General features: G+C 45.2%; 15 protein-coding genes. 2 read left to right on the top strand and 13 right to left on the bottom strand.

The annotated features are described in order from the left end of the window. Positions 1-40: 40 nt before the first annotated feature. The 13 genes from J7623_RS18070 to tgt all read right to left on the bottom strand — a co-directional run bounded on the left by J7623_RS18070 (position 41) and on the right by tgt (position 18,662). Positions 41-1,501, bottom strand: coding sequence for a glucosaminidase domain-containing protein (locus J7623_RS18070; RefSeq protein ID WP_291922911.1), 1,461 nt, complete (start codon positions 1,499-1,501; stop codon positions 41-43). Between the two features lie 24 nt (positions 1,502-1,525). Then, entirely contained in the window at positions 1,526-2,167 is a 642-nt protein-coding gene (locus J7623_RS18065; RefSeq protein ID WP_291922909.1) for an O-methyltransferase, read from the bottom strand. A 229-nt stretch (positions 2,168-2,396) separates the two neighbouring features. Then, positions 2,397-3,095: a TIGR00730 family Rossman fold protein gene (locus J7623_RS18060; protein WP_291922908.1), complete on the bottom strand. Its 699-nt coding sequence runs from the start codon at positions 3,093-3,095 to the stop codon at positions 2,397-2,399. 417 nt (positions 3,096-3,512) lie between these two features. Further along, positions 3,513-4,646 (bottom strand): TIGR03364 family FAD-dependent oxidoreductase, encoded by a 1,134-nt coding sequence (locus J7623_RS18055; protein ID WP_291922906.1) that lies wholly within the window; start codon positions 4,644-4,646, stop codon positions 3,513-3,515. Positions 4,647-4,667: 21 nt separating this feature from the next. Next, positions 4,668-5,345: a phosphonatase-like hydrolase gene (locus tag J7623_RS18050; RefSeq protein ID WP_291922904.1), complete on the bottom strand. Its 678-nt coding sequence runs from the start codon at positions 5,343-5,345 to the stop codon at positions 4,668-4,670. 177 nt (positions 5,346-5,522) lie between these two features. Then, positions 5,523-6,104 (bottom strand): hypothetical protein, encoded by a 582-nt coding sequence (locus tag J7623_RS18045; protein ID WP_291922902.1) that lies wholly within the window; start codon positions 6,102-6,104, stop codon positions 5,523-5,525. A 41-nt stretch (positions 6,105-6,145) separates the two neighbouring features. Beyond that, on the bottom strand, positions 6,146-7,555 hold the full coding sequence (locus tag J7623_RS18040) for an FAD-linked oxidase C-terminal domain-containing protein (RefSeq protein ID WP_291922901.1): 1,410 nt from the start codon (positions 7,553-7,555) through the stop codon (positions 6,146-6,148). A gap of 47 nt (positions 7,556-7,602) precedes the next feature. Beyond that, complete coding sequence (locus tag J7623_RS18035) at positions 7,603-8,625, bottom strand: PorP/SprF family type IX secretion system membrane protein (protein WP_291922899.1); 1,023 nt, start codon at positions 8,623-8,625, stop codon at positions 7,603-7,605. A 6-nt stretch (positions 8,626-8,631) separates the two neighbouring features. Further along, positions 8,632-12,324, bottom strand: a complete 3,693-nt coding sequence (locus J7623_RS18030) for a PKD domain-containing protein (protein WP_291922897.1) — start codon at positions 12,322-12,324, stop codon at positions 8,632-8,634. 194 nt (positions 12,325-12,518) lie between these two features. Continuing rightward, entirely contained in the window at positions 12,519-14,657 is a 2,139-nt protein-coding gene (gene recG / locus J7623_RS18025; RefSeq protein ID WP_291922895.1) for an ATP-dependent DNA helicase RecG, read from the bottom strand. Between the two features lie 62 nt (positions 14,658-14,719). After that, positions 14,720-16,045 carry a citrate (Si)-synthase, eukaryotic gene (locus tag J7623_RS18020; RefSeq protein WP_291922893.1) on the bottom strand — a complete coding sequence of 442 codons (1,326 nt, stop codon included), beginning with the start codon at positions 16,043-16,045 and terminating at the stop codon, positions 14,720-14,722. A gap of 365 nt (positions 16,046-16,410) precedes the next feature. Continuing rightward, on the bottom strand, positions 16,411-17,493 hold the full coding sequence (locus tag J7623_RS18015) for an LptF/LptG family permease (RefSeq protein WP_291922891.1): 1,083 nt from the start codon (positions 17,491-17,493) through the stop codon (positions 16,411-16,413). Positions 17,494-17,531: 38 nt separating this feature from the next. Next, positions 17,532-18,662, bottom strand: coding sequence for a tRNA guanosine(34) transglycosylase Tgt (gene tgt / locus J7623_RS18010; protein ID WP_291922889.1), 1,131 nt, complete (start codon positions 18,660-18,662; stop codon positions 17,532-17,534). Between the two features lie 187 nt (positions 18,663-18,849). On the opposite strand from tgt, the gene J7623_RS18005 reads away from it, so the two are divergent. Both J7623_RS18005 and rsmG read left to right on the top strand, forming a co-directional pair. Next, a complete protein-coding gene (locus J7623_RS18005) occupies positions 18,850-19,989 on the top strand; it encodes a glycosyltransferase (RefSeq protein ID WP_291922886.1) in 1,140 nt (379 codons plus the stop codon). 151 nt (positions 19,990-20,140) lie between these two features. Beyond that, positions 20,141-20,770 carry a 16S rRNA (guanine(527)-N(7))-methyltransferase RsmG gene (gene rsmG / locus J7623_RS18000; RefSeq protein WP_291922884.1) on the top strand — a complete coding sequence of 210 codons (630 nt, stop codon included), beginning with the start codon at positions 20,141-20,143 and terminating at the stop codon, positions 20,768-20,770. The last annotated feature ends 6 nt before the right edge of the window (positions 20,771-20,776 follow it).

Here is a 20,776-nt window from a genome sequence, read left to right as displayed (position 1 = left end):
TTTCCTTATTTAACAATTATAAGCGCAAAAAGATCGCTGCTTATTTATTTACCAACAGACGCTGACCGATTTTGATATCGAAGCCCTGCAAATTATTCCATTCCTGTAACTGTGTCACTGACCGGTTGTACATTTTAGCAATACCATACAGCGTTTCCTTTGGCTGTACATCGTGATACTGCGTGCCTGCCTTCGGAGCCGGAGCCGGTGCGGGCTTTGGAGTAGCCGGCGCAGTTGTTGGCTGTGGCATGGAGGCCTTTGGTGTGGTGGCAGTACCTGTGGTAGTTACGTCGCCTGCCTTTTTCAGGTCTTCTATCATTGCTACCGGTACACCTCCTTTAGGTTGCTGGGTAGGTTGTGCCGGCCTGTTGTCCGGTACGGAGGAGGCGCCGGATGCATTTTTGGCTACCTCTTCTTTGATACCGTCCAGCGCTTTGCGTGGAGAAAAATCTTCCGGTGGTTCCTGGTCTTCTTCCTTCAGTACGCGGGTATTTTTAGCTAAGCGGGGAGCGTTATTGGCGAAACCGTCCAGGGTGAGACGTTGTCCGGCGGCCGGCTCTTCCCCTTCATTCATTTTATTTCGGCGGCGCAGCCATCTGAGCTGGATTCCTTCTGCCTGGGCTACGTCGTGCATGGTTTCGCCATTCACTACCGGGTGAAACTCTTTACTACCACGTTTACTTTTCTTTTGCAGGAAGATAATCATGTCTTTTGCAGGCGGATTATCATTTTCGAGATCGTTGAAGCGTACCAGTTTCCGAAGGCGCATATTACGCTGATCGGCCACCTGGATCAGGGAGGTACCAGCTTTTACATAAACGGCTTTGCGGCCATTGATTTCAAATATCCCTTTGGGATAGTTGCCGGCAACTGGTTTATTATAGTTGTTGTTATGATGATTTTTCCCGGAAGGAGCTTTCTCTTCGCGCTTAGGTGTTACTTCTGCATATTCTGTTTGATCGACAGTAGAAGCAGGTGCTTTTCCCATTGCGATCATCGTGTATTGCTGGAGGTTATAGTCCTCAATCACTTTAATCAGCTGCTGCGGATAGGTTTTATTGGTAGCATATCCGGCTTGTTTTAAGCCAAATGCCCAGGATTTATAATCATCTCCATCAAACTGGAACAAAAATGCATAACGGGGATTGTTACGCAAAAAGTCGGAGTGATCGCGGTAGGAATCTTTTGCACTATCGTATACCCGGAAACATTCCTGGGCAGCGTCATCATCGTATTTGATGGTTTTTCCTGTCCAGGTATTTTTACATTTAATACCAAAGTGGTTATTAGATTGTAAACACAAAGTACCGTTGCCGGACTGTGTTTCAATAATGCCCTGTGCCAGTTTAATGGCAGCAGGCACGCCGGAGCGGCGCATTTCCTCAATGGCTAAGTTTTTATAGGTGGCAATATACTGCGGGGTGGTCATGGTTTGCCCCTGCAGCATGGAAACGAAGCCAATAAGAAAACTGACTACCAATAAGAATTTTCTTACTTGCATGTATTTTCGGATTTAATGGGCATGTTATTTCTTCCTGATCATCAGGACACCATCGCGGATGGTGAGTAATACCTGTTCGGCGCGATCATCTGCCAACACCTTCTCACAAAAACTGATCATTGCTTTAGCCTGGCGTCCCTGTTCATTTTCAGGTGCCAGCACCTGTCCGTGATAGAGTACATTGTCTGCCAGGATAAAACCACCGGGACGTAATTTGTCCCACACCAGGTCGTAATAGTGCTCATAGCCGGATTTGTCGGCATCAATGAAAACCAGGTCAAAAACTTCATCCAGTTGTTCAATGACATCGGCAGCCTTGCCTATATGCATTTTTATTTTATCTGCATAACCACTTGCCTCAAAATACTGATGGCAAAGGGTTTCCAATTCTTCATTGATATCCACAGTATGCAAAATGCCATCGGCAGTCAATCCTTCTGCCAGGCAAATTGCGGAATACCCGGTATATGTACCCAGTTCCAGGATACGCCGGGGGCGGATCATATGGCTCACCATACTCAAAAATCTTCCCTGCACCTGTCCACTTAGCATATGCGGCAGTTCCACCTTCAGGTGTGTTTCCCGGTTCAACCGATACATCAATTCACTTTCTGCACTGGTATATTTTTCTGAATAAGCTTCCGCTGCTGCCAGGATGAGCTCCATGTATTAAAATTTCTGCAAAGCTAAGGAAAAACCGGTAAGCAGAAGGCGGAAAGCCGGGAAGACCACGTTTTGATATATACATAAACGTTGTTTTCCTGTATTTATTGAAGCTGAAAGCATAAAGCACAAAGCAAAAAGCTATTGCAGCGAATGACTATGGCGGATATTAATACGCTTTGATGATTCGCTGCAATAGCTTTTTGCTTTGTGCTTTATGCTTTCGGCTCCACTAGAAGTTTGGCCGTAATTTATTGGTGGTATAAAACACACGGAAGTATTCTACTACTTCGTCGGCGGTATCAAATAATTGGAGGAGATCCAGGTCCTGTGGGTTGATATTACTTTCTTTCTCCATCATCACAGTGCGGATCCATTCCAGCAGGCCGCTCCAGTATTCGCGTCCAACCAGTACCATAGGGGTTTCTTCCATTTTCCTGGTTTGTATCAGGGTAGCTACTTCGAAAAATTCATCCATAGTACCAAAACCTCCGGGCATCATCACGAAACCCTGGGAATATTTGGTGAACATTACTTTGCGGACAAAGAAGTAATCGAAGTTCAGGCTATTTTCGGGATCAATGTATACATTGGGGTGTTGCTCATGTGGCAGGGTAATGTTAGCGCCCACTGATTTTCCGTGAGCGGCCTGTGCTCCTTTATTAGCGGCTTCCATTACTCCGGGGCCACCACCGGTAATAATACCAAATCCTTCGTCTGCGAGCTTGGTGGCTATTTCCTGGGCCAGGTCATAATAGCGGTTGCCCGGTTTGGTACGGGCCGAGCCAAATATGGATATGCAGGGTCCTATTTTTGCCAGCTTCTCAAACCCTTCAACAAACTCCGCCATAATTTTGAATATCTGCCAGCTCGAATGTGCTCTTGTCTCCGTCCAGTCTCTTTCTTTCAAATTCTTTATACTACTGTTCATGCGATTGCTTTTTATTATACCATAAATCACTTTCCATCTGCATGCAGACAGAACAATGTAATTTATATAATAATTAGCTTACGCACACCGCATTATAAACAAAAAAAGCAGGTAACTATAAAGAAACCTGCTTTACATTTAACACGTTATGAACGTGCAGCGATGTTTAAAAAAACATCGCTGCAGAAACGTTGCTAATGCTGGCAATAAATATTGTTGAAATTGATTCGAATGTTACTATCGTTTTATTCAACAGGTGTTCTCATAACGCTTAATCTGAATTTAATTTATCGATTATTTGCCCAATAACCTAATTTAAATTTATCCAGATTACGCAAAGTAGAAATCGATTGCTATGCAGCAGGGCCGTGGAAAAGGATGTCCTGCTTTTTGCTGCATTTTATCGACAGCCATCCACTACAAGGCACCCGTTACTTCCTGTGCTAAACCGAATGATAAAGTCATGCCGGCTCCGCCCAATCCATTTACAATAGTGACATGCTTTTCCGGTGAAAACACCAGGTCCGTTTGGCCATTGGTGAGTTTAGGATAAATGCCATGCCACTGTTCCTGTATAGTATAGGTGGGCGCCTGCAGGAAGGTATGCATATATTCCAGGATCAGGTCATTGATAAACGCTTTATCAAAAGGTTCGAAATCCGGACCATATTCATGTGAATCCCCGATGGTGAGCTCTCCTGCCCCATTCTGGGAAATGAGCAAGTGGATACCCCATTTCACATACTCCGGCATTTCCGCTGCGAAGCGTTCTTTCAATGGCACCAGTGTTTTGCAGCTATCAAACGATGAATAATGCGCCAGTGTTAATCCTGCACACAGCGCAGGTCCCAGTTGCCAATTGCCTGGCTGCGGGATGGTACGCATCATCTGCAGTTTACATTTTTTCAAAGGAGCCGCTGCAAACTCAGCGGGGTAAAGTGTTTCAAAATCAGCACCACTGCATACAAATACCTCTTCCACTTTCCATTTTTCCGCGCGGGTTTCGATATAAGGCATGCTGATACCATTTACCGCAGTTCCAAAACGCACGGTAACATTCATTTTCTCCTCCAGGTGCTTTGCAATGGCAGCACTGGCCTGGCGTGGGTTCACCGTCATTTCAGTGGGGCTCCATAAGGCACCTTTCAATCCATCAGTTTTGATAGCAGATGTATACTTTCCTATCTGTGATGGCGTCACCAGGGTACAGTCGTATCCGTTGCCAGGTGCAGCCTGTGCAAATTCTTCCAGTACCGCCAGTTCATCATTTGCATAAGCCAGGTGTATGGACCCCGTTTCCTGGCATTGCAAGCCGGTAGCCGCCGCCAGTTCTTTCCACGTAGCACGGCTCCGCATTGCCCGCTGATACATCTTTCCGGCGGTTTGACCAATAGGCCATACCAGGCCAAAGTTGCGGATAGATGCGCTAATGGCTTTACTATTTCTCTCAAATAAAACTACTTTTTTTCCCTGGGCTGCCAGGTGATAAGCCGTGGCTAAACCTACAATGCCGGCTCCAATGACCGCTACATCTGCCTGTTGTTGTTGCATCTTATGATCAAGTCTTCAATATTAAAAAATAGTCAACAGTTCGTCTAAACTGGCCACCAGGTGAGTGTGAGGACCTTTCTCCAGCTCTTCACGGGTATATGCACCGGTAGTAACGCCGATCACATAACGACAACCCGCATTGGTACCTTCTTCCAGGTCGGAAATAGTATCGCCGGTTTTAGCCACTGATTGGATACTGCGGATTTCCAGTTCTTCCATAATACGGTATATCATATATGGATATGGACGGCCATAAGGTACTTCGTCGCTGGTAGCTACGGCATCTATTAACCCGTTCTTCTGCCAGCCTACCCTTTCCAGGATAACATTGGTAATGTCACGATCAAAGCCTGTGTCCAGCGCCACTTTGATGCCTTTTGCCTTTAAGGCAGCGAATACTGCCGATACGCCCTCTTTTTCGCGTACTGCCGGATGGGTAGCATAATGCGTTTTCATGTCTGCTACAAAACGCTCATGTAACTGGCTGATAAAGGCCTCATCACTGTAACGGCTATCCTGTTTCTGCTGTAACAGGTAACGGATGGCATATGGCTTGGCATATCCCATTACTTCATTTACTTCCTCCACCGTTACGGAAACTCCCGCCAGTGAAATGGTTTGCTGTAATACTTTAGCCACATTGGACTCATCATGCAGGGTAGTACCTGCAATGTCAAAAACAACTAATGCTATTCCCATCTTTCCTGAATTATTAATATCCGCAAAGATATGTACTATGTAAAATAAAGTTTAGCATTTATAAACATTTAACATGCGGATAATATTGCTCCGGGAAACCCGCCGCCAAAAAAGAAAGCCGGATCATCTGTTGTACAAATGATCCGGCTGCAATAATATGTTTGTTGAAAAAAAGTTTTAGAAACCTAAACCAACACCTGCCCTATATATCAGGCCATTGTTATAAGGAGAACGATTGTCCTGTATCACATCATACAGAATGGAGATACCAATGCCTACCCTGCCACCTACACCCTGTGTATAACCAGCACCTACCAACAAACTAGGCACCCCATAATTGCTTTTGAATGTTTGCTTCTGATCATTTGTATTATAAACAGTAGAGTTTTGTGAGATAAAGTTATACTCCGGCTGGATATGTACAAACAGCATTGGCAAAGGGTATACACGGCCCCACACGCCACCGCCGAAAATGGTGTATTTATCCCGCTGCGTGATATTACCGTTATACCTGGATGTAAATTGTCCGTATTGTGCATTCACGTTGACACCAGCAGCTATGTATTCTGAAAAACGATAACCTACCATAGGTGAAACATCTACATTGGTATAGTCTCCAAACACCAATCCCACAGAGCCTCCTAATATCAGCTTTGAGCGGTCAAATCCTTTATGCGTCAGCGTATCTGTTTTATAGTACTGGGCATGTGCTATTTGCACAGTAGCCAGGAAGAAAAAACATACTAATAAATGTTTCATGCGCAGATTTATTTAGTTAAACTAAATACCGGGAAAAAAGTTTAACAATCAAAGATTTTCCCCCGGTTCAAAATATTCTTCGGATCAAAGATCTGTTTTATTTGCTTCATCAACTGCATCGAAGTCTGATCAAAAATAATATCCATATAATTTTTCTGCACCAAACCAATACCATGCTCACCGGAGATGGTACCACCCAATTGTTTCACCAGCTCAAAAATTTCACGTATTCCTTCCGTGAGGGTACCGTTCCACTGCTCTTCTGTTAACGTACCCCTGATGATATTTACATGCAAATTACCATCACCGGCATGGCCATAACATACTGAATGGAAACCATATTTGCGGCCAATGTCTTTCACGCCTTTCAGCAACACCGGTAATTCGGCGCGGGGTACTACGGTATCTTCTTCTTTATATACTGAATTGGCCTTTACCGCCTCTGCTACGCGACGACGCAGTTTCCACAATTCATCTTTCTGCTGGGCGTCTTCGGCAAACAATATTTCTCCGATGTCGAAGTTTTCTACCACTCCAGCGATTCCCTCCATTTCCTGCATCAGCACTTCGGGATAGTTACCATCTACTTCTATCAGCAAATGTGCCTGTATATCGTCTTCAATTTTAACAGCCCCGCTTTGTACATATTGGGTCACCCATTCCAACGCATCTCTTTCCATAAACTCCATGGCTGACGGGGTATACCCGGCGCGGAAAATGGCACTTACTGCTGCACAGGCACTTTCAGCAGAGCGGAAAGGTACCAGCATCAACAAATCATTTTTAGGTAATGGGATGAGTCGCAGCACTATTTTGGTAACAATACCCAGCGTGCCTTCGCTACCTACTACCAACTGTGTAAGATTGTAGCCGGTTGCGTTTTTCAGTACGTTAGCACCCGTCCAGATAACTTCTCCATTGGGCAGCACCATTTCCAGGTTGAGTACATAATCCTTTACCACACCGTATTTCACTGCTTTAGGGCCGCCGGAATTTTCAGCGATGTTGCCACCAATGAAACAGGTACCCCGGCTGCTGGGATCAGGCGGATAAAACAATCCTTTTTCCTTCACAGCATTCTGTAGTTCTTCGGTGATCACGCCCGGCTCAGTAGTGACCTGTAAATTTCTTTCGTCGATCTGGGTAATGCGGTTAAAGCGCTCCATAGAAATCAGCACGCCGCCAAATTGGGGTAAAGCGCCGCCACTAAGCCCGGTGCCGCCTCCACGGGGCGTTACCGGCAACAATTCCTGGTTACATAAGCGCATAATGCGGCTTACCTGTTCTGTGGTATCGGGTTTGACTACCACTTCCGGTAAATAATGCAGATCTTCGGTTTCATCCTGGGCATAACGATTCATACTTTCCTCGTCCACCAACACATATTGCACTCCGGCTATTTCCCGCAATGCCGCTACGTGAGCGGCAGTTACTTTATTAAACGTTGTCATGAAACAAAAATAATCATAATGCCGGTTAGGTGGTAATTTCCAGCAGATTAAAAAGAAGGGCAGATCGTAGATTTCCTGGCGTTACTGAAAGTACGATTGAAATATAAACCGGAGTATACAATACCCAGCTCATAGGCTCCCCGGCGATTGTTTGCAGCCGACAACCCGGAAGTAGTAATATCGTAGTTAAACATCAGCTTAATGCCATTCAACTGATAGCCTACCAGGAAGATCGCAGCATCATTGCCCCGGTAGTATAATCCACCATACAACTGCTGTACACCATCGCCGGAGAGATTATAGGCAGCATTTGCTCCCAGCATCAGTTCCCGGGCGCCCGCCTGAGTAGCATAATACGCAGCGGGGTTCAGGATCACTTTATCACTCATTTTGATGCTGGCATTCAGGAATCCGATATAGCGCCGTGGGATCACGTTATTACCGTCAAAGAAAGTTTCCCTCGGTGTATTGATATGCTGTACAGAAAATCCTGCATTCACATAAATATTTTCAGTGGGAAAATAAGCATAGTTCATCCCTGCCTGCAAGTCGAAATAGTTCACACTGCTCTGGGTAATAGGCTCACCGGTAGGAATCTGGGAATCAAAGAATTTTCCATTCCACTGATCACTGAAAATGAGTTTCGTCACGTCTACCCGTTTGCCAGCCGAACCAGCATTAAATCCTAACGATAACAAACTACTTTGTCCCAACAATTGGTGATAAGCAATAGAAGCATATCCTTTGGTAGATGTTAAATTCCCGGCACCTGCCACATCCCGGAGCAACACGCCGCCAATACCTACCCAACCATATTCCAGCCGATCACGGAATAGTTGAAAATCGCCATAAACCGACATTGTTTTATAAGGCACAGGAATACTGGTCCACTGATCGCGGTAGTTAAGACCAATACGGTAATTTCCATCAGGAATAAAACCGGTATTGGCAGGGTTAGTTGTCAATGGCGAATTGAAGAATTGCGAAAAGTGAAGGTCCTGTGAGTAACCTTCTATTGCAATCATTAACAATATTGCCAGGCATGTTGATAATTTAACAATCTGATTCATGGCTCATCATCTTAACAAAGTTACACTTCCTGATCTGCTGCCTTTTGTACCGTCTGTAAACTCCATGTTTACGATATAAGCGTAAGCATCCATGGGCTGAAGATTTCCTTTAAACCGGCCGTCCCAACCAATCTGAGGATCAGAACTTTCAAAAACCAATTGTCCCCAGCGATTAAATATTTTGAGATTGAATTTAACGGCGCCAAAAGCTTTCACATAAAATATATTATTCTTCCCGGTAGGTGCAAAGGCATTCGGTACATCAAACAATGGCACTACAATAGTCGCCACATCTTTACAAATGGTAGAAGAGCAACCTTCGCGGTTATACGTAGTTAAACATACATTATAAGTACCGGTTCTCAGGTATTGATGTGATGGCGAACGTGCGGTTGTCGTGTCGCCATCTCCGAAGTTCCAGAGAAAATGTACCGCGTCTGCGGAGGAAGTATTCACAAACTGTACCGGCGTATTCTCTATCGGTTTTACCGGTGAAAATTCAAAGTCTGCCACCGGTGGATCAGCTACCAGTATATACTTGGAGATACTGTCCTTCTTGTTACAGGTATTTGGATCCAATACCAGCAAAGAAACTTTCCATCTGCCGGATCTTTTGAAAGTATGTATCGGATAAGGATCTGAAGACGTCGCGGTTGGGTCGTCTTCAAATGTCCATGTAAAAGATTCACCACCGAGGGTATTATTCACCATTTTCAATGTAGTACCTGCGCACACGGTATCCGGCAGCGTAAATGCGGCTACCACGTTAATGGCTACACGCAACGCCTTCGTTTGTGTTTGTGGAGCGTTACAGAACGCAGTATCTATGAGGGTCAGAGACGCATTATACACACCAGCGGCCTTGTAGTAGTGAACCAGCGGGAAGGTATCCAATCCGGTGTAGAATGGTGGTGTACCATCTCCAAAGTCCATAATAAAGGAGCTATCTTTAAATTGATTGGCAGGTGTTGTAGAAATATTAGTAAACAGGTACTTCAGGCTGTCGCAGGGATCCTGTCTTTTAGCATCAAAATTAAAGTCTGCTTTATTATTTCCCAGCTTAACAGTGATATATGCGGTATCAGACACATTACAACTGTTGGGATCAATCTTTACCAGTCGTACTCTGTAATAGCCAACTTTGGTAAAAGTATGTGTCACGGTATCCAGCTCTGGTCCTCCTGTTTGCGTGGTGCCGTCATCAAAATTCCATTCATAGATTTTACCGGGAATATAAGTGGTATCCACAAAGGTGATGGTTTCCGGCGCGCAGTAATTCACACGGCGGTCCAGGGTTTTTATACCTGCTTTTATACCATCGAGGTTAAAGGCAATTTTCAGCGCACCAAAGTTACATCCTGGTGGAGGTGTACTGGAGTAGGCGCCCGGGGTAGTTGGATACGTAGGCTTAAACGGACCATTGCTTACATTACACCACGCACAAATTCCCTGGTAAATGATACCGTTCCTGTCGAAGCGACTGGTACCACCATCTACGTGTTCATACAAACCATTCCCCCCAAAGAAGCTACCATACAGTTGTTGCGTACCATCGCGTTTCAATACAAAGAAATAAAAGTCCTTACCATCCGTGGTACGTTGCAGGGCATCCGGTGTGGTACGCAATCCGCCGGTACCTGAGTTGGGATAGCGTAGATCAATATTGATACCACCACCCCAACCTGATACATACACGTTTTCGCAGCGGTCAACGAGGAATGCAGTGGGTGAAATATTGGGTGTATTGATCATGTTTTTACCACGACCGAAAGTGGTGGAATATATGAAATCAGAAAGGTCGGGTTGTAGCTTGCAAATAAACTGGAAGCTGTTATCATTGTAATAACCAGGAGAAATTTTGATAGGCCAGTTTCCTTCAGTAGTACCGGTTACATATACAAACCCGTTTTTATCCAGTTGAATACCATACACCTGGTCTGCAGCGGGATTGTCGGATCCCAGGAAAGTACTTTCTGTGATGCTTTTACCATCATTGGTAATGTGCGCAATAAAGCCATCACATACTCCCCCCCGGTATTTTGGATACAATCCTTTTCCCTTCATAGGAAAATCATCGCTGGCAGTTCCACCGGCTACATAGAGACTATTGAGGCCATTTAACGCAATTACGTATGCCGCGTCTTCTCTCTTTCCTCCCAGGAAGCTGGCCCATATTACATCCCCGCACATTGGGTTTATTTTCATCACCACACCATCCTGTGCGCCGCCAAATGCATCCTGGAAAACCTGGCCCTTAGTGGCTGGGAAATCGGAGGAGTTGGTACAACTGGCTACATAGATATAACCGGCATTGTCTATCACCACTTCACTACGGGCATCGTCGCCATAATTACGTAGTAACACCGTAGCTCCCTGCCTGCGGTCTACCCGCATGTTTACGCCATCGTCCGAGCTACCGCCAATGATCAGGGAACCGATGAGTGCAGAACCACGCGCATTTAATTTGGTCACCACAATATCCCATCCACCTCTGGCGGTTCCCACCACTTTTGTATTGGGATAATTAGCTGAAGTTGTTCTGCCGGAAATCACCAGGTTACCCTGCGGATCTACAAACAGGCTATGTGGCTGCTCGGCGCCGCTTCCACCCACATAGGTAGCATACACGAGCTGGGTACCATTTTGATTGAATTTTGAAATACCTATATCAAATTCTCCACCCTGGTAAACATCCTGTATGGAGCCGGGGGTGGTTGGATAACCATTATTAAATACAATACCACCGCCGTAGAAATTACCGGCCTCGTCGTAAGTGGCGGTAAAGCCCCAGTTATCTGCGCGTGAACCGGATACGGTGGAAAAAACATATATCGGATCTATCACCAGCGTATAGGCAGGATTGTATTCCCCGGATACTTTAAAACCTATTTTATTGCCTGTCAGCCTGTAAGATACCTTCACGGCTACACGCTGATTGTTGATATACTGATAAGCATAAGGTAATTGTTCTATGGCATCTCCTACAGAAGTATGCACATAAAGTTGCCCCTTCTTTAGTTCCATACTGGTGGCGCCTTCATATTCCAGCTGAATATCATTGGGGTTGGCCCCGGGATGTACGATCAGGTCGTATTTCAGTTGCGACGCTTCTGAGTACACATGTGCATCTATCCCAGCGTAGAGACCATTATAATTTACGCCCTGGAAGGATTTCACATCGGATGCCCATTTGCTGCGATCATTGCCGATGATATAATTGGCATACCCTTCCTGTTCTTTTTCGGGTACAATCTGCAAACCGGCAGCAGTATTCAGGAAGTTAACATTGTAGGCATGTCCTCTTACAGCCGGCATGCGGCCCGGTCTTGGTGGCGAAGGCAGACCACCTTCCCGCGGATTAGGATGCGTAGGCAGCGCGCTGGCATTGATACCCTTACGCGATTTCTGCACCAGGCTATCATGTGGCTGGTAATTACCGGAATGTCCGTGGGCGGCTTCTTCCAGCGCATACATATCGTCTTTATTTAGCAGGAGGAAAGTAAAGCTTGTTTTCCGCAGGAAAACGGAGGCACCATCCAGCGTTGTTTTATAGATTACGTCTTTGTCCCACTGTCCTTTGTTTTCTATAAAATTCAGCGGAGTATAATTGGCATATTGCTGCTGTGCCTGGGCGTCACGTCCTGGTAAGAAAAAGCAAATCATCCATGCAATAAGGCCAATCGGGAAGGTAAATTTCAACGGGATTAGATTTATTTTTTATACTGAATAACTAATATACCATTATAAACGCAGAAGCCTGTCAAATTGTTACGGTCGGGAGAAACACAAAACTTCTGATGCGAAGAAAAATAGGTTAAATGGGAAACATGGAGAAACTCCGGCTTCAGAAGTTGTTTACTTATCAACTCATCAATTAATAAACGTTAAAATCCTCAGGAAATTTTACTCCAGACAGATTTACTTCGCTGGGCTGCCAGGAATTCTTTTAGTGCCTGATTTTCAGGCAACAATAAATCGGTGTCTTCTTCCAGTATCTTTTCTGCGCTGGCACGGGCGGCGTCCAGGATGGGTTTATCTGCAACAATATCGGCCAGCTTAAAGTCCAGCACCCCGCTTTGCCGGGTACCTTCAATATCGCCGGGACCTCTGAGTTCCATGTCCTTCTCAGAAATAATAAAACCATCATTGGTTTGTACCATTACGTTAATACGCTCTTTGGAATCCTGACTGAGCTTATTGCCAGTCATGAGGATACAAAACGACTGCTCGGCCCCGCGGCCTACCCTGCCGCGTAACTGGTGCAGTTGCGACAGGCCAAAGCGCTCTGTACTTTCTATCACCATCACGGAAGCATTGGGCACATTCACCCCTACTTCAATAACGGTGGTAGCCACCATGATATGAGTATCGCCGGAAACGAAACGTTGCATATTGGTTTGCCGCTGTTCTGCCGGCTGCCGGCCATGTACCATACTGATATAGAACTGCGGTTCAGGGAAGAATGCCTTCACTTCCTCATACCCTTTCATCAGGTTTTCATAATCCAGCTTTTCCGAATCTTCAATCAACGGATACACGATGTAGGCCTGCCGTCCTTTTCTCACTTCTTCCTTAATAAAATCCATTACCTGCGGACGCTGGTATTCCGTACGATGTACGGTAGTAATCGGTTTACGCCCAGGCGGCATTTCATCGATAACGGATACATCCAGGTCGCCGTAGATAGTCATTGCCAGCGTTCTTGGTATAGGCGTTGCCGTCATAACCAATATATGCGGAGGTATATTGTTTTTTTCCCATAGCCGTGCCCGTTGTGCCACACCAAAACGATGCTGTTCATCCACGATGGCCATGCCCAGGTTTTTGAACTGTACTTCTTTTTCCAGGAGTGCATGAGTACCTACCAGTATATCAATAGAACCGTCCAGTGCTTCTTCCAGTATTTTACGCCGGGCCTTTCCTTTAATGCTGCCGGTGAGCAGCGCTACTTTCACATCCATTTTTTCCACCAATTCAGCGATGCCCTTATAGTGCTGCTGCGAGAGGATTTCCGTTGGTGCCATCAAACAAGCCTGAAAACCATTGTCTTTGGCCAGCAACATGGATAGCAGCGCTACCATGGTTTTACCACTCCCTACATCTCCCTGCAATAGGCGGTTCATCTGACGTCCGTGTACAGTATCCGTCCTGATTTCTTTCAGCACCCTTTTTTGTGCACCTGTTAAAGAGAATGGGAGATGGTGATTATAGAATTCATTAAAAGATTCGCCTACGGCGCCGAACACATAACCATGCGACTGCTTATGTCTTTTCAGTTTTAACCGGCATATGCGTATCTGTGCAATAAACAGTTCCTCAAATTTCAGGCGGCGCTGGGCCAGTTTGGCATCATCTTCATTTGCCGGTTGGTGTATCTTGAAATATGCCATAGACCGGGGCATGAGGCGATACTGCTGTAATACTTCCAACGGAATATTTTCCCTGATTTCCAGGGGAGATAATTGCTCCAGTAAGTTTTTGGTTAATTTTCCTATAGCCTTGGCCGTTAGTCCGCGGGCTTTTAGTTTTTCGGTAGTATAATATACCGGTTCCAGGAATTGTTTGCCGGTGGCAATTTCTTCTGTAAGTAAATCCAGTTCCGGATGTGCCAACTGGGTGACCCCATTAAACACAGAGATACGGCCAAATACCAGGTAACCTACATTTTCGCGCAATGATTTCTGCATCCACTGCCAGCCCTGAAACCATACCAGGTCAATCGTGCCGGTTTCATCTTTGAAAGTGGCTACCAGTCTTTTCGACCTGTTTTCTCCCATCACTACCATATTGATGATTTTGCCACGGATTTGTACAAAATCTTCATACCCGCTAAGGGAGGCAATTTTATCTATCCGGGTACGATCTACATAACGGAAAGGAAAATATTGCAGCAGGTCACCGAAGGTGTAGATCTTGATTTCTTTGCGTAGCAATTCACCTTTCTGTGGACCTACGCCCTTCAGGTATTCTATCGGATTGGATAATATGGCAGTAAAAGTAGAGATGGCTATTTTATTTTTTATGAAAGACAAAAATAAAAAAGGCAAATGGTAAAAATTCACCACTTGCCTTTTTTAGTAAAAAACAATTATAACTATTCGGCTATAGCATCCACTTTACCTTCCACGAACTGTTTCATCCACTCGGTGGTAACAGATTTTGGTCTTTCCAGGGAAAGTCCTAATGCTCTGTCCCAGCAGAGGGAAGCCAGTACACCCAGTGCACGGGAAACACCAAACAATACAGTATAGAATTCATATTCAACAAGACCGTAGTGTACCAGTAATGCACCGGAGTGTGCGTCTACGTTAGGCCACGGGTTTTTCACTTTGCCCAGGTCCTGCAGAATTGGCGGCACAGTTTCATATACCATCCATACAATTTTCACCAGTTCATCGTTCGGGAGATGTTTTTTAGCAAACTCCATCTGTGCGGTAAAGCGGGGATCTGTTTTACGCAGTACGGCGTGACCGTAACCCGGTACTACTTTACCTTCAGACAATGTTTTGCGTACATATGCTTCGATTTGTTCTTTGGTTGGTGTACCACCACCCAGTTCTTCGCGCATCTGCAGGATCCACTTAATTACTTCCTGGTTAGCCAGACCGTGCAACGGACCTGCCAAACCATTCATACCAGCGGCGAAAGATAAGTAGGCATCGCTCAGTGCAGAACCTACCAGGTGAGTAGTGTGTGCACTCACGTTACCACCTTCGTGGTCAGCGTGAATCACCATATAAAGACGCATCAGTTCTTTGAATCCTTCGTCAGAATAACCCAGCATGTGTGCGAAGTTACCTGCCCAGTCCAGCATGCCATTAGGCTGGATATGCTGTCCACCTTTATATTTACGGCGATATACATACGCTGCAATACGTGGCAGGCGGGCAATGAGGTTCATGGTGTCCTCATAAGTATAGCTCCAGTAATCTTTCTTATTCATGCCTTCTGCGTATGCGTGGGCAAAAGAAGATTCGGTTTGCAGTGCCATAATACCCACATTGAACATGGTCATCGGGTGAGCGGTAATAGGCAACGCTTCAATAGCATCAAATACGTGGTTGGGTACATGAGAACGACGGCCCCACATGCTGGACAGGTATTGTACATCTGCTTCTGTTGGCAATTCACCAATCAGCATCAGGTAAAATAAACCTTCCGGCAGCGGTTCTGCACCACCTGGCACTTTAGGTAAATGATCCCTCAATTCAGGAATAGAATATCCACGAAAACGAATCCCTTCATTGGCGTCCAACAGAGACGTTTCGGTTACCAGGCCGGTAATACCGCGCATACCCTGATAAACCTGCGCCAATGTAACATCTTCAATTTTTTTGGTGCCGTGATTCTTTACCAGGTCTTTTACTTCAATGTTAAGTTCATCTGCTTTAACCTTGAATTTCTCTTTTATGTACCCCATTTTACTGCTATTGTATATTAATGAAAACAAAATCGATCAATAGTCAAAAGTAATGATTTGTTAACGAAGTTACCACCATTTCATGGTATTTAATGCCAAATTAACAACGATCCGCGGGTGAAAAAGTACGGTCACCAGATCGCAGTAGCGCACTATAATTAAGTTATTTTCATCTCACTAAACAATATAAATAATTACTATTTATATAGACGTTAAAGAAATGTAAATTTTTCAGAATGAATTGAAAATTTTGAAAGAAAAATCTTCGAAAAATGAGTTCCCCGCAGCAAATTATTTTACCCGGCAAACATAAAAAAAGCGGTATCCATGACCGGATACCGCTTTCGCAATTTCTTAATGTTACCTCATTTCGGCGCCCGGCGATATAAATAAAATGCCAGTCCCCCGAATATGAAATTGGGTATCCATACGGCCAGCAAAGGATTCAGGTCGGCCTTCACGGAAAATACGGTTGCAAACTGCAGGAATATAATATAGCTGGCGCTGATCACAATGCCCAGTGCCAGGTGTAAACCGCTACCACCTCTTACTTTTTTGGCAGCAATAATACCTCCAATCAACGTCAGCACCACCACCGCAAAAGCTGCTGCTGTTCTACGATAATATTCTACCCAATAAGTGTTGAGCCCCTCCGCACCACGGATACTTTCCCGCTGTATATATCTTCTCAGTGCAGGCGTAGTCATGGCTTCCTGCAAATTCTTTTCATCTACCAGGTCTTTCGGTACCAGCGCCAGCTTCAGCATCGTGTCCTGCTTGCTGCTCCAATGCTCTTTCAACCCGTCCATGGTACGCATACTCACATAATCCAGCCGCCATTTCTTTTGGGTAGAATCCCAACTGATACGGTCCGCCTTCATTTTGAAAGACATGTTCTGCTTATCTACAATAGACAAGGTAAAATTGCTCCCGCTCTGATAATTGGGGTCATAAGTACCGAAAGTCACGTAGGTAAAGCTATCTATGCGGGTAGTCCGGTTATATTGCGATTTTTCATCGTCATGACTATGAAGGTATTTGTTCTCAAACCCGGTACGGATGCGGTTTGCATTGGGTACCACCCAATAGTTGGCAAACCAAAGTATACCTCCAAACAGGAAAGCCCCCATCCAGTAAGGACGGAGAAAACGGCGGAAGCTCACGCCCGCTGCCAGGATGGCGATGATCTCTGAGCGATACGCCATCTTGGAAGTAAAGAATATGACTGATAAGAAGATAAATAACGGAAATAGTAAAGCCAGGATGTGCGGAATAAAACCAAAGTAATAATCTACTATAATTTCATGCAGCGACAGATGATTCTTCATGAAATCATCCACCTTTTCCGTGGTGTCTATCACCACAGAAATCAATAGGAATATCATCAGGGAGTAAATGAAAGTACCTATGAGCTTGCGTAAAATGTACCAGTCAATTTTAGTCATCATGGCCCCAAAGATATTAGTTTATTTTATAGTCCGAACTTTTACAGGCGTGTTTTCAACTGATTTACCATGCTGGTTTTCCAGGTAGAAAAAGTACCTGCCAGTATTTGTTTACGGGCTTCCTGTACCAGCTCCAGGTAAAATGCCAGGTTGTGGATACTGGCCAATGTCATGCCTAATATTTCCCCGGCTACAAACAAATGACGCAGGTAAGCCCTGGAATATTGACTGGTAGCGAAGCAGGGACTATTCTTATCTATTGGCTCAAAGTCGGTGGCCCATTTCTTATTACGGATGTTCATCACCCCATTCCAGGTGAACAACATACCATTGCGACCATTACGGGTTGGCATTACGCAGTCGAACATATCTACGCCCAGCGCAATGTTTTCAAGGATATTCCATGGAGTACCTACGCCCATCAGGTAGCGGGGTTTATCGGCAGGCAGCACTTCGCATACCAGTCCGCACATTTCATACATATCTTGTTCGGGCTCTCCTACACTGAGGCCACCAATAGCGTTGCCGGCGCAGTTGCGGGAGGCAATGAATTCAGCGGAAGCTTTACGAAGATCCTTGTAGGTACTACCTTGTACAATCGGGAACAACGTTTGTTCGTGACCGTAGGCAGGCTGTGTATCGGCCAAACGTTGAATACAGCGGTCCAGCCAGCGGTGGGTAAGGTCCATCGATTTGCGCGCATAGCGGTAATCAGACGGATAAGGCGGACACTCATCAAACGCCATGATAATATCAGCGCCGATAGTACGCTGAATATCCATCACATTTTCTGGTGTAAAAAGGTGACGGGAGCCATCTATATGTGACTGGAAAACAACTCCTTCTTCTTTAATCTTGCGGTTGGCTGCCAGGGAAAATACCTGGTATCCGCCGCTATCTGTTAAGATAGGGCGATCCCAGCCATTGAATTTATGTAATCCACCCGCCGCGGATAATACTTCGAGGCCGGGTCTTAAATATAAGTGATAGGTATTGCCCAGGATAATCTGTGCCTGCACCGCCTCCTTCAATTGCTCCTGTGTAACAGCTTTTACGCTGCCCACGGTACCAACCGGCATAAAGATGGGCGTTTCAATTTCCCCGTGGGCAGTGGTAATTTTCCCTGCCCTGGCGTTACTGCCATTGTCTGTAGTTATCAGTTCAAAATTCACTCATTCTGTATTTGAGGCGCGAAGATAAGCAGAAAGGAGTTCACGCAAAGACGCAAAGGAGCAAAGAAGTAAATAAGTAAAGACTAATTCCCCCTGCTTCTTTGCTCTTTTGCGTCTTTGCGTGAACACTTTCCCCTTAATTATTTTCTTTTACAGATAATAAAAATATTATATTTTTGCCAGCATTATGCAGGAACATCTAGGTGAATATGCCTTATACTTTTTTGCTGCCGTAGCGGGAATACAGATCTTTTATTACCTGTTTATCTTCTCCCGGGTAGCTTTTTATAGACGTAAATTTGACCAGGACCAGGCACCGGACGGTCCGTTTTCAGTGATCATCTGCGCGAAGGATGAAGAGTTAAACCTGCAAAAAAATCTTCCGGGAGTATTGCAGCAGCGCTATCATCACCACCTGAAACCGGAATACGAGGTGATTGTGGTAAATGATAATTCTGAAGACGACACCAAATACTATCTCCGCTCTATTGAGCCGGGTTATCCACATTACCGGCACATTGAAATTAAACAGGCTGCCAAGTTCATTCCCGGTAAAAAATATCCGCTGTCTATTGGCCTGAAAGGCGCCCAGTTTGATACGGTGTTATTAACAGATGCGGATTGCAAACCCGGCAGCACGTATTGGTTGTCCTTCATGAGCCAGGGATTTTCCAACGACAAAGAAATTGTACTCGGCTACGGTGCTTACTATAAAAAGCCTGGCTTCCTCAATAAAATTATCCGCTACGAAACTTTCTTCAGCGCCCTGCAACACTTATCGTTTGCCATGAGCGGCATGCCTTATATGGGCGTAGGCCGTAACCTGGCTTACAAAAGAGAGCTCTTCTTCAAGCATAAAGGCTTCACCAGCCATCAACATATTGCCAGTGGCGACGATGACCTGTTTGTAAATACCGCCGCCACCCGGAAAAATGTGGGTGTGGTGATCGATAAACAGGCATTCACTTACTCGGAGCCTAAACAAAGCTGGAAAAGCTGGTTCAGGCAGAAAACCCGGCATATGTCCACCGGTAAACATTACCGTTTCGGCCATAAGTTTGTGCTGGGCCTGTTTTCCCTGACTCATTTCCTGTTTTATCCGGCCTTTATCATCGGGCTGTTTTTCCCGCCACCCATCCTTTGGTATGTGCTGGGAATCTTTGGCCTGAAAGTATTGGTCCAATCCATTATCACCTATGCCGCCATGCGCAGGCTCGATGAAAGCGACCTGTTTAAATTCAGCTGGCTGATGGATATCTTCATGGTATTGTATTATATCATATTTACGCCTGCATTGCTGTTCAAGGGCAAAGCCAATAAATGGTAGCCAAAAGCGGAAAGCAGAAAGCAAAAAGCTATTAAAGCGAATGACATAAGCGGGTATATTAATTATCTACCACTTATGTCATTCGCTTTAATAGCTTTTTGCTTTCTGCTTTTTGCTTTCTGCTCTCGCAAATCCTGCCTACTTTTGCGCTATGGAAATTATTTTAAAGTATTTCAGCGACTTTACACCAGCGCAGTTATCGCAGTTTGAAGCCCTGAAGGGATTATATGAGGAATGGAATGAAAAAATCAATGTCATCTCCCGCAAAGACATTGAGTCCTTATATGAAAGGCATGTATTACATTCTCTTGCCATAGCCGCTATTGCGGACTTTCAGCCCGGCACCCAGATCCTCGATCTGGGTACAGGTGGCGGATTCCCCGGGATTCCGCTGGCGATCTTCTTTCCGGAAGTGCAATTTCACCTGGTAGATTCCATCGGCAAAAAGATCAAAGTAGTACAGGGAGTGGCAGAAGCCCTGCAACTGAAAAACGTGACGGCTGCACACAGCCGCGTAGAAGATGTGAAGAACCGTAAATTTGATATCGTAGTATCCCGTGCTGTGGCCCCGTTGGGCGATTTATGGCGCTGGAGCAAGCCCGTATTAAAGAAATCAACCGTACCCGGCAAACAATTCGAAAAGGGACTGATATGCCTGAAAGGTGGCGACCTGGCACAGGAAATTTCCGATAGCGGTGTGAAACCAAGATTGGTAAAAGTATATGATATATTCCCGGAAGAAAGCTTCCTGGAGAAGTTTGTAGTACTGGCGAAGAGCTAGTGATAC

The organism is Chitinophaga sp., from assembly GCF_017745275.1.
Lineage (GTDB): Bacteria > Bacteroidota > Bacteroidia > Chitinophagales > Chitinophagaceae > Chitinophaga.
This window is presented reverse-complemented; position numbering and strand designations above follow the sequence as displayed.